Below are 10,593 nucleotides of genomic sequence, written 5' to 3'. Positions count from 1 at the left end.
CCGGGTCGCCGAGCTCGGCGAAGAGCCGCGCCGCCCGGCCCAGCACGGCGTCCGTGCCGGTGAAGTCGCCGCGGGTAGTGGTCACCCAGGCCAGGTTCTGCAACGCCCACGCCTGGCCGTGCCGGTCGCCGGCCGCGAGCGTCACCTGGTACGCGGCCGCGAACCGGCTGCTCGCCTGGCTCAGCTTGCCGGACAGGAAGTCGGCCATCCCCAGGCGCCGCATCGCGTTGGCCCGCTCCGGCGCCAGCTCGGCGTCGGTGGCCACCTCGAGGGCCTCCTGCCAGCTCGCCACCGCCCGCGGGAGATCGCCCAGCGCCTCGTGCGCCCGGCCCGCGACCAGCAGCGCCTCGGTGCGGGCCACCGGGTCGTCGCCGGCGCTCCCGGCGATCTTCTCGCCATAGGTCAGCGCCTCGTCGGCCCGGCCCAGGCGCAGCAGCGCGCGGGCCTGCACCAGCTGGTCCGAGGGCGGCAGCTCGCCCTTGGCCACGGCGGCGGCCCGCTCGCCGTACTCGATGGCCGCGCCCGGCTCCACATTGGCCAGCGCCCGCCGGGCCAGCCGGCTCAGCGCCGCGATCCCCAGCCGGCCCACCTCGCGGGCGGGGGCCTCGGCCCGCAGCCGCACCTGGTCGGAGAGCTCGACCGCGCACTCGGCGTGGGTGGCGACGAAGGCGTCCCGCTCGTTCTCGGTCAGGCTCAGCCGGCCGGCGCCGTCGTAGCCCAGCTCGGTCACCGTCTCCGGCGCCGCCCACCGGGCCAGGTACGCGTGCTTGTCGGCGAGGTCGGCCTTGCCGATCCCGTTGTACGCCGCCTCACGCATCAACGGAGTGCTGAACGCGAACCCCCCGCGCACCCGGTGCAGCATGCGCCGCTGCAGCAGCTCGTCGACCGCGCGTTCCAGCTCGACCGCGGCCACCGCACCCGGCCGGGCATCCGTCGCCGCCCGCCGTTCCCGCAGCGCCTCGATGACCCCGGTCGGGACCGTGTCACCGACCACCGCCGCGTCCCGCAGCACCGACCGCGGCTCCGCGGGCAGCGCGTCGATGCGGGCGGCCAGCACCGCCGCCAGGTCGCGGGAGAGCAGCTGACTGCCCAGCGATCCGTCGGCCAGCTGCCAGCGCCCGGCCGCGTGCGCGCCCACCGCCGGCGTCAGCGCGCCGCGCTCCATCAACAGGGTGACCAGCTCGGCCAGATAGAACGGGTTGCCCTGGGCGGTGGCCAGCAGCCGATCGGTGTCGGCCTGCGGCAGCTTGCCGCCGTTCAGATAGGAGGTCAGCAGGCGGGACGCGTCGGCCCCGCGCAGCGGCGGGAGGGTGTGCACCTCGGCCTCGGAGAGCCGGGTCAGTGCGCCGGCCGTCCGCACCAGCTCCGGCCGGCCGAGCAGCAGCACCACGATCGGGCCGTCCAGCCGGGCCAGGGTGCTGCCCAGCGCGTCGACCGTGGTGGCCGTGGCATCGTGCAGGTCGTCCACGATCACGACCAGGGGCGCCTCGGTGGACAGCGCGCAGAGCAGTTCGGCGACCGCGATCGAGATGGCCTCGGCGTCGGACCGCTTGCCGGTGGACTGCCAGTCGCCGGTCGCGTTCGGGCCCACCGGCGTGGTCGGCGGTTCGCCGTACCCGAGCAGGCTCAGCAGCCGATCCACATCGACCTGCGGCGGCTCGCCGTCGCGGCCGAGCCGGCTGATCAGCTTGCGCAGCCGCTCCTCGACCACCGGCCGGGTGATCGTGGCGGTCACGTCCCTGGGCAGGCCGGCCGCCTTGCGGACCAGGTCGGCGAGCGGGGCGAACCGGCGGCGCTCGCCGAAGGCGCGACAGCGCACCCGCAGCACCCGGGCGCCGGTGTGCGCGGCGAACCGGCCGTGGCTCAGGTCGTAGCCGGCCGCGAGCCGCTTGACCTCCGTGGCGAACCGGGTCTTGCCGATGCCGGCCTCCGCGGTCATCACCATGATCCGCGGGGTGCCGGAGTCGATCACCTCGGACAGCCGGCCGGACACCCGGCCCAGCTCGGTCTCGCGACCCACGAACGGGGCCTCGTCGCCCAGCCCGGAGCGGGTGCCGGGCGCGTCGTGCAGGCCCAGCAGCTCGAAGGCGGGCACCGGCTCCCGCTTGCCCTTGAGTCGCAGCGGGCGCAGGTGCCGCCAGGAGGCGACGTGCCGGGTGCCGGCGCTGGTCCGGCCGCCGGCGTAGATCGTGCCCACTGCGGCCGCGTCGGCCAGCCGGGCGGCGGTGTTCACGGTGTCGCCGATGACCGTGTACTCGATCGACGCCTGGATGCCGGCCACCACCTCGCCGGTGTTCAGGCCGACGCGCAGGCCCAGCGGCGCGCCGCCGCCCCGCTCGTCGTCCAGCACCCGGCGCACCGCACGCTGCATGCTCAGCGCCGCGCGGACCGCCCGCTCGGCGTCGTCCTCGTGCGCCACCGGCGCGCCGAAGACCGCCATGATCCCATCGCCGGTCAGCTTGTCCACGTGTCCGCCGAAGGTCTTCACCGCGCCGGCCAGGGCGGCCAGCACCCGGTCGGTCACCGCGCCGACGCGTTCCGGGTCGAGGTCCTCGGACCAGGAGGTGAAGTCGGACAGGTCGCCGAAGAGCACCGTCACGATGCGGCGCTCGGCGGCCGGCAGGGTGGCCGCCGCGGGCAGGGCGGCACCGCAGTTGTGGCAGAAACGGGCACCGGGAACGGCGACGGTTCCACACACAGGGCAGGTCACAGCGAGTCCAACTGTTGCGGACCCGGTTGTGATTCCCGCCTCAGATAATCAAGCTGCGCGCGCACGGACTGCTCCGCTGCGAAGCGCACCCGAGGATCGATATCGAAATACACAGCGTCAACGACCGCCTCCGGAGAGTCCGCTCCGGATGCCACTGCGGCACGCACTTGGTCAAGGCGCTCACGCCGGTGCACGAGATAGGTCCGTGCCACCGCGGCGCAGTCGTGCCCCACCGGGCCGTGCCCGGGCAACAACATCCTCGGGTACGCGCTGAGTACCTCGAGACTGGCCAGATATGCGCCCAGGTCCCCGTCCGGATGGGTGACCACGGTCGTGCCCCGGCCCAGGATCGTGTCGCCGGTGAACACCGCCTCGGGGATCACGAAGCAGACAGAGTCGTGGGTGTGCCCGGGCGTGGCCAGCACCTCGATGCTCAGCCCGCCCTCCTCGACCACACCGGGCGTGAGCGGCGCCGAGTTGACGCAGTGTTGCGGATCGACCGCCCGGACCGGCGCGCCACCGACCAGGCGGGACAGCTTGCCGGCGCCCTCGACGTGATCGAAGTGACCGTGCGTGATCAGGATGGCGGCGATCGGGGCGCGCTCGGCGATCGCCGCGAGGTGCTCGTCGTCCTGCGGGCCGGGGTCGATCACGACGGCCCCGCCACGCGGCGTACGCAACAGCCAGGTGTTGGTGCCGTCGAGCGTCATCGGCCCCGGGTTGGGAGCGCGCAGCAGCGACACTCCGCCCGGCAGGCCGTCGTCCGCAGCACCCCCCACGTGTGGGATGTTACGTCGCTTCATGCCACATGGCAGAGACCGAATGTGCGATCCGGTCAGAACCGGGCGCGATTCGCGCAGGATCTCACAGGATTGACCACCGATTTATGCGACTTCAGCGATCACTTCCACCTCGACGGGAGCACCCAGGGGCAGTTCCGCGACACCGACCGCGCTCCGCGCATGCCGGCCCAGCTCACCGAGCACGTCGGCGAAGAGGTCGGAGGCGCCGTTGATGACGGCCGGTTGACCGGTGAAGCCGGGCGCAGAAGCGACGAAACCGGTAACTTTCACGATCTTCACCACCCGCCCCAGGCCCACCAGGGCGTCGATCGCGGCCAGCGCGTTCAGCGCGCAGACCCGGGCCAGGCCGGTCGCGTCATCCGGCGAGACCTCGGCGCCCACCTTCCCGGTCGCGGGCAGCTTGCCCTCGACCATCGGCAGCTGCCCGGAGACGTAGACGTGGCTGCCCGACTGCACGGCCGGCACATAGGCGGCCACGGGCGGCACCACCTGCGGCAGCGTCAGGCCCAGCTCGGCCAGCCGGGCATAGATCTCCGCACCGCCGTCACCGCTGACCGGGGTGGGTGTGGTCACGACCTGGGCCGCTTGAAGTAGGCCACCAGCTGCTCCGGGTTGGGCCCCGGCACGACCTGGACCAGCTCCCAGCCGTCCTGGCCGAAGTTGTCGAGGATCTGCTTGGTCGCATGGATGAGCAGGGGGGCAGTCATGTACTCCCACGTCTGCATATGTCTTCGCGCTCCTTCGATCGGGTACCGCGACAGCTTAGGGCTCGCGCCCGCCCCGATTTCGTTAGGCTGAGCGATGTCACAACCACAGGGAGAGGACGGAGGGCCGATGGTGACGAGCACACCCGCTCATCCCACCGAGCCGGAGCCGGAGCCCGATCCGCCGCAGCCGATCCCGCCGCCCGAGCCGGTGCCCGCTCCCGAGCCGCCGCACGAGTCCCCGCCACACGAGTCCACAGCGCCGCCGCACGAGTCCACCCCGCAATCCGGGGTGGACTTCATCGACGCCGGGCCGGACGCGACCGAGGCCGCCTTTCCGCCGCCGGGTTCCTTCACCGACGAGACGGGTTCCCTCACCGCGGAGACCGGCCAGACCGAAGAGATCGCCGCCGTCACCGAGTCGATCCCGGCCGTGTCCGAAATGTCGGCTCCGACGCAGGACGTCCCGACCGTCGCCGCAGAAGCGCCCACGGTGTGGCACCAGCCGCCGCCGACCGAGCCCTTCCACGCGCGGCACGAGAAGCCCGGCGAGTGGCGCTACGACCCGCCCGAGCACCTGGCCTACCAGCACTCGCCGCCGGCCGAGGTGCAGGATCCGACCCAGCTGGTGCCGGCCCTGCACCGCCCGGCGTGGGAAGTGCCGCTCACCGGCGACGACGCCGACCGCCGGCGGCGCAGCGGCCTGTGGGTCTCGGTGGCGCTGACCACCACCCTGCTGCTCTGCGGCGGCGGTGCGGCCTCGGCCTATCTACTGCTGCGCGACTCCGACGCCGAGGGTGCGCCCGACCCGGCCAGCGCCGTCGACGAGTTCATGACCGCCGTCTACACCCGGCAGGATGCGACCGCCGCCGGCGAACTGGTCTGCAGCGAGGCCCGCGACCGCGAGAAGCTGACCGCCCGCGTGGAGCAGATCAAGGGCTACGCCGCCGAGTACGAGGTGCCGACGTTCCGCTGGGCCGACCCCGCCGTGGACAACCAGAACGAGGAACGCGCCACGGTGTCGGTGCAGCTGACCATGTCGACCGAGGACGAGAAGACCGCGCAGCAGCAGCTGACCTTCACGACGATCCGCAAGACCGGCTGGCTGGTCTGCGAGATCAGCGGTTGATGGAGCACACGTACCCTCGAAGTCATGGGTGACGACGCACGGACCTCGCGCTGGCCGGCGCGCTTGCACGTGGTGACCGGCAAGGGCGGCACCGGGAAGACCAGCGTCGCCGCCGCCCTGGCTCTCGGCCTCGCCGAGGGCGGCCGCCGCGTCCTGCTGACCGAGGTCGAGGGCCGGCAGGGCATCGCGCAGCTCTTCGACACCGAGCCGCTGCCCTATAAAGAGCTCAAGATCGCGAGCGTCGCCGGCGGCGGCGAGGTCCGCGCGCTGGCCGTCGATCCCGAGGAAGCGCTGCTCGAGTATCTCGAGATGTTCTACCGGCTGGGCGCGGCCGGGCGGGCGCTGCGGAAGGTCGGCGCGATCGACTTCGCCACCACGATTGCGCCGGGCCTGCGCGACGTGCTGCTCACCGGCAAGGTCAAGGAGTCGACGACCCGGGCCAAGGACGGCCGCCGGGTGTACGACGCGGTGGTGCTGGACGCGCCGCCGACCGGCCGCATCGGGCGTTTCCTCAACGTCACCGCGGAGACCGCGAAACTGGCCAAGATGGGCCCGATCAAGACGCAGAGCGAGGGTGTGGCGTCGCTGCTGCGATCGCCGATCACGTCGGTGCACGTGGTGACCCTGCTCGAGGAGATGCCGGTGCAGGAGAGCCTGGACGCGATCGCCGAGCTGCGCGCCCTGGACATCGGTGTGGGCCGGATCATCGTGAACGCCGCCCGGCCGCCCCTGCTGACCGCGGGCCGGGTCAGCAAGGCCGAGCTCAAGCGCGGCCTGACCGCCGCCGGCCTGCCCGCCGACCCGACCACCGTGTCCCTCCTCCAGGACGAGGCCAAAGCGCACCTGACCAGGCGTGCCCTGGAGGACACATTGCGCACCGAGTTGGCCGAGCTGGGCCGCCCGATGATCGAGTTGCCACTGCTCCCGCAGGGCGTGGACCGCGCCGGCCTGGACGTGCTCGCAAACACGTTGCTGAGTGCTTGAGGACCACACTGGCTACGCTCGGGTGGTGACCGCTCCGCGCCTCGACCTCGACGCGATGCTGGCTGATTCCGCTACGAAGATCGTCGTCTGCTGCGGTTCGGGCGGCGTCGGCAAGACCACCACCGCCGCCGCGCTCGGCGTGCGGGCCGCCGAGGTGCACGGCCGCCGCACGGTGGTGCTGACCATCGACCCGGCCCGCCGGCTCGCGCAGTCGATGGGGCTGACCGAGCTGGACAACACTCCGCGGCAGGTCAAGGGCCTGGACACCGAGGCCTCCGGCGGCGAGCTGCACGCCATGATGCTGGACATGAAGCGGACCTTCGACGAGGTGGTGCAGGCGCACACCACGCCGCAGCGCGCCGCGGAGATCTTCGCCAACCCCTTCTACCAGGCCATGAGCTCGACCTTCTCGGGCACGCAGGAGTACATGGCGATGGAGAAGCTGGGGCAGCTGCGGGCCACCGATGGCTGGGATCTGATCGTCGTCGACACCCCGCCGTCGCGGTCCGCGCTGGACTTCCTGGACGCGCCGGCCCGCCTGTCCCGCTTCCTCGACGGGCGGATGCTGCGCATGCTGCTGGCGCCGGCCCGATCCGGCGGCCGCAGCATGTTCTCCCTGGTCACCGCATCGTTCGGCCTGTTCAGCCGGGCGGTGCAAAAGATTCTGGGCGCTCAGCTGCTGACGGATCTGTCCGGCTTCGTGGCTGCGCTCGACTCGATGTTCGGCGGCTTTCGTCAGCGCGCCGACGAGACGTACCGCATCCTGCAGGACCCACAGACCGCGTTCCTGCTGGTCGCCGCGCCCGAGCGGGATGCGGTGCGGGAGGCGGCGTACTTCGCGGAGCGCCTGGTCGCGGAACGCATGCCGCTGGCCGGGTTGGTGCTCAACCGGGTGCACCGCTCGGAGCTGCCGACGCTGACCGCGGCGCAGAGCGAGGCGGCCGCGGCCGCGCTCGCCGAGGCCGGCGACAACGAGATCACCGCGGACGCGTTGCGCATCCATGCCGGGTTGCTGCGGCAGATCGATCGGGAGGTACGGGTGGCCGGCACGTTCACCGAGTCGTTCCCGGCCGTGCCGACGGTGTCGGTCGTCGCCCAGCCCGCCGACGTGCACGACGTCGACGGGCTGCGGACGATCGGTGACGCCCTGACCAACGCCTCTGGTTAGAGGGAGCGCTCAGCGGGCCGAGACGAGCACCTTGTCGGCGCTCTTCTCCTTCATCGCGGCCTCGAACATCTTGCGCCAGCTGGCCACATGCGGGTGCCGACGGAGCAGTGCCCGCCGCTCGCGCTCGGTCATGCCACCCCACACGCCGAACTCGATGCGGTTGTCCAGGGCATCCGCGAGGCACTCGTAGCGGACCGGGCAGGAGCGGCAGATCCTCTTGGCCACGTTCTGCTCGGCGCCCTGCACGAACAACGCGTCGGGATCCCCACTCTGACACGCCGCCATGCTCGGCCAGTCGCTGATCATTCCCATAGGTTCACGTCCCCCTTGCCTTTACCCCCTGACGTCCGCGCAGCTCATGTCCCCCATGCAGCGCAGACGCCGTGCGATGTCTCGCGGGACCATCATGCTCCGTAGTCGGTCGATTACGCAACGTTGTCCCTCAAAATCGGCATAGCCGGGCACAGTCGGGCAAGTCCGGTCAACCGATCGCACCATGTAGCGGAGCAACTTTTGGGAAAACGGCCCGCGGAGCCCGCTGAGTTGGCACAATCACTCTGGGCGAACCGTGACCATCTCGGCGAGCACTCCGGTGCGAGCGTCGGGTAACTTGCATGGCGTGAGTTCCTGGATGCGCCGACGAGATCACAACATCTTCGCCAACGCGACCTCTCTGCTGATCTGCGGCCTGCTGGCCGGAGTGGTCGTCGCGGCCGCCGCTTTCCCCGCGGTGGCGATGTCCGGTCTGGCCGCGAAAGCCGGCGGTGAGACCTTCGCCCAGCTGCCCAGCACGCTCAAGCAGGCGACGGCCCCGCAGGTGACACGCATCTTCGCGAGCGACGGCAAGACTCAGATCGCGGTCATGTACGACGAGTTCCGCAGCGACGTCCCGCTGTCGAAGATCTCGAAGAACATGCAGAACGCGATCATCGCCGCCGAGGATCACCAGTTCTACAAGCACAACGGCGTGGACGTGAAGGGTGTGGCGCGCGCCATCGTCAGCAACAACAGTGGCAAGTCCCAGCAGGGCGCCTCGACACTGACGATGCAGTACGTGCGCATGTCGCTGGCCTACTCGGCGACCAACCCGCAGGAGGTCGTGGACGCGACCAAGGACACACCCAAGCGCAAGATCACCGAGATGAAGTACGCGCTGCAGATCGAGAAGGAGCTGACCAAGCAGCAGATCCTCGAGCGCTACCTGAACACGGCTCCGTTCGGCGGTGGGGCGTACGGCATCTCCGCAGCCGCCCAGGTCTACTTCAGCAAGGCGCCCAAGGACCTTTCCATCGCGGAGAGCGCGCTGCTGGCGCGCATGGTCAAGGCGCCGACGGCGTTCGACCCGACCACTGAGACCGGCTACCCGCAGGCCAAGGACGGCCGAGCCTGGGTGCTCGCCAACATGCGCGATCTCGGCTTCATCACCCCGCAGCAGTTCACCGAGGCCAACGCCACCAAGATCCCGCGGCAGATCAAGCGGGTCGGCAACGGTTGTGTCTCGGTCGCCAAGAACGCGTGGGGCTTCTTCTGCGACTACTTCTACCGCTGGTGGACCAGCCAGCAGGCGTTCGGCGTGAACAGCTACGACCGTGAGCGTCAGCTGCGCAGCGGCGGCTACCGCATCGTCACCTCGCTGGACATCAAGGCGCAGAACGCCGCCAAGAAGCGGATCAACCAGGAGATCAAGGACGGCAACAAGAACGCCGTGCTGCTGGCCGGCATCGAGCCCGGCACCGGGCGGGTCCGGATGCTCGCCGCCAACCGCAAATACAAGATCGACAGCGCGACGAAGCCGCAGAACAAGATCTCCTCGGACCCCAAGAAGGCGAAGAAGGGTATCCGCGGCACGTACCCGAACACGACCAACCCGCTGCTCAGCGGCGGCGGCGACATCACCGGCTACCAAGCCGGCTCGGTGTTCAAGATTTTCACCGTGATCGCTGCGCTGGAAAAGGGCCTGCCGCTGAGCTACACGATCAAGGCGGAGAACCGGGCCAAGACCAACTACCCGGTCGAGCGCGGCAGCCCCGCGGCGTGCCCCGGCACGTCCAAGTACTGCCCGGGCAACTCGGGCGACGGCGGCGCCGGTGTCTACAACATGTGGACCGGCTTCGGTAAGTCGATCAACACGTTCTTCGTCCCGCTCCAGGAGCGGGTGGGCGCGGAGAACGTGGTGGATGTCGCCAAGCGGTTCGGCGTGCAGTTCCGGGCGCAGAGCGACGCCGACTTCGCCAACAACCGCGATGCGGCCCACCTCTGGGGTGCCTTCACCCTGGGCGTCTCCTCGTCCACGCCGCTGGAGATGGCCAACGCGTACGCCACGCTGGCCGGCGACGGCATGTACTGCGAGCCGACCCCGGTGCAGGAGATCAAGACCCAGAAGGGCGAGAAGATCGACGTCGGCAAGCCGCACTGCACGCGGGCGACCTCGGTCGACGTGGCCCGGTCGGCGCTCGACGCGGCCCGCTGCCCGGTGGGTGACCAGTCCGCGTTCGGCAAGTGCAGCGGCGCGACCGCGCGCCAGGCGCACGCCACCATCAAGCACCCGGTCTTCGGCAAGTCCGGCACCACCGACAAGGACAAGACCGCGGCGCTGATCGTCGGCACCACGTCGGTCGTCGTGGCCGGCTACATGGTCAACCCCGACTGGGCCCAGCACACCGACCACATGCGGCACGAGGTGGTGAACCCGGCGGTCTGGAACACGGTGGCCGATTACATGGACGGCAAACCGAAGGACCAGTTCAAGAAACCGGGGAACAGGAAACTCACCTTCGGTGAACAGCGCAGCATTCCGAACGTGGAGTGCGCGTCGATCGGCGACGCCCGGTCGCGCATCTCCGGCGCCGGCTTCGAGGCCTCGGTGCAGAGCATCCAGGTTGACTCGAAGTGCCCGGCCGGCACCGCCGCGGGCACCAACCCGAGCGACCGCACCATCAAGGGCGGCGTCGTGGTGATCGAGGTCAGCAACGGCAAGGGCGCCGTCAAGCCGCCGGGCCCTGGCGGGCCGGTGATCACCATCCCCGGCTTCCCGCCGAGACCCAGGCGATAGCTTCCACGGAGAAGGCCCGGACCCCGCGGTGCCGGGCGTATAC

At 70.7% G+C, this 10,593-nt stretch carries 9 protein-coding genes; 4 read left to right on the top strand and 5 right to left on the bottom strand.

The window, feature by feature from the left end:
- The 4 genes from AB0M20_RS11375 to AB0M20_RS11360 form a co-directional block, all read right to left on the bottom strand.
- The coding region (locus tag AB0M20_RS11375; RefSeq protein WP_364296945.1) for an adenylate/guanylate cyclase domain-containing protein at positions 1 to 2,710 on the bottom strand (2,710 nt) is incomplete at its 3' end.
- Positions 2,707 to 3,489, bottom strand: coding sequence for an MBL fold metallo-hydrolase (locus AB0M20_RS11370; protein ID WP_364296943.1), 783 nt, complete (start codon positions 3,487 to 3,489; stop codon positions 2,707 to 2,709). The genes AB0M20_RS11370 and AB0M20_RS11375, both read right to left, overlap by 4 nt.
- A 105-nt stretch (positions 3,490 to 3,594) precedes the next feature.
- Positions 3,595 to 4,086, bottom strand: coding sequence for a RidA family protein (locus AB0M20_RS11365; RefSeq protein WP_364296941.1), 492 nt, complete (start codon positions 4,084 to 4,086; stop codon positions 3,595 to 3,597).
- Positions 4,083 to 4,220, bottom strand: coding sequence for a hypothetical protein (locus tag AB0M20_RS11360; RefSeq protein ID WP_364296951.1), 138 nt, complete (start codon positions 4,218 to 4,220; stop codon positions 4,083 to 4,085). Before AB0M20_RS11360 ends, AB0M20_RS11365 begins: the two co-directional genes overlap by 4 nt.
- A 127-nt stretch (positions 4,221 to 4,347) precedes the next feature.
- On the opposite strand from AB0M20_RS11360, the gene AB0M20_RS11355 reads away from it, so the two are divergent.
- Genes AB0M20_RS11355 through AB0M20_RS11345 form a run of 3 tightly spaced genes read left to right on the top strand, consistent with a single transcriptional unit; the run spans position 4,348 to position 7,498 of the window.
- Positions 4,348 to 5,346 carry a hypothetical protein gene (locus AB0M20_RS11355; RefSeq protein WP_364296939.1) on the top strand — a complete coding sequence of 333 codons (999 nt, stop codon included), beginning with the start codon at positions 4,348 to 4,350 and terminating at the stop codon, positions 5,344 to 5,346.
- A 24-nt stretch (positions 5,347 to 5,370) separates the two neighbouring features.
- Positions 5,371 to 6,330, top strand: coding sequence for an ArsA-related P-loop ATPase (locus AB0M20_RS11350; RefSeq protein WP_364296937.1), 960 nt, complete (start codon positions 5,371 to 5,373; stop codon positions 6,328 to 6,330).
- Positions 6,331 to 6,385: 55 nt separating this feature from the next.
- Positions 6,386 to 7,498, top strand: a complete 1,113-nt coding sequence (locus tag AB0M20_RS11345; RefSeq protein WP_364296949.1) for an ArsA family ATPase — start codon at positions 6,386 to 6,388, stop codon at positions 7,496 to 7,498.
- A 9-nt stretch (positions 7,499 to 7,507) separates the two neighbouring features.
- Here the strand turns inward: AB0M20_RS11345 and AB0M20_RS11340 are convergent, their stop codons facing one another.
- Positions 7,508 to 7,810: a WhiB family transcriptional regulator gene (locus AB0M20_RS11340; protein WP_364296935.1), complete on the bottom strand. Its 303-nt coding sequence runs from the start codon at positions 7,808 to 7,810 to the stop codon at positions 7,508 to 7,510.
- A 319-nt stretch (positions 7,811 to 8,129) separates the two neighbouring features.
- On the opposite strand from AB0M20_RS11340, the gene AB0M20_RS11335 reads away from it, so the two are divergent.
- On the top strand, positions 8,130 to 10,550 hold the full coding sequence (locus AB0M20_RS11335) for a transglycosylase domain-containing protein (RefSeq protein WP_364296947.1): 2,421 nt from the start codon (positions 8,130 to 8,132) through the stop codon (positions 10,548 to 10,550).
- Positions 10,551 to 10,593 lie beyond the last annotated feature (43 nt).

The sequence above is a fragment of the Actinoplanes sp. NPDC051633 genome, from assembly GCF_040681735.1.
Classification (GTDB): domain Bacteria; phylum Actinomycetota; class Actinomycetes; order Mycobacteriales; family Micromonosporaceae; genus Actinoplanes.
Note: the sequence above shows the minus strand (reverse complement) of the source record. Positions and strands in the feature narration are given on the sequence as shown.

Excerpts from the sequence above, each read along its gene's own strand:
- AB0M20_RS11340 (WP_364296935.1), bottom strand. The coding sequence starts at position 7,810 with ATGGGAATGATCAGCGACTGGCCGAGCATGGCGGCGTGTCAGAGTGGG.
- AB0M20_RS11360 (WP_364296951.1), bottom strand. The coding sequence starts at position 4,220 with ATGACTGCCCCCCTGCTCATCCATGCGACCAAGCAGATCCTCGACAAC.
- AB0M20_RS11335 (WP_364296947.1), top strand. The coding sequence starts at position 8,130 with ATGCGCCGACGAGATCACAACATCTTCGCCAACGCGACCTCTCTGCTG.
- AB0M20_RS11350 (WP_364296937.1), top strand. The coding sequence starts at position 5,371 with ATGGGTGACGACGCACGGACCTCGCGCTGGCCGGCGCGCTTGCACGTG.
- AB0M20_RS11345 (WP_364296949.1), top strand. The coding sequence starts at position 6,386 with ATGCTGGCTGATTCCGCTACGAAGATCGTCGTCTGCTGCGGTTCGGGC.
- AB0M20_RS11355 (WP_364296939.1), top strand. The coding sequence starts at position 4,348 with ATGGTGACGAGCACACCCGCTCATCCCACCGAGCCGGAGCCGGAGCCC.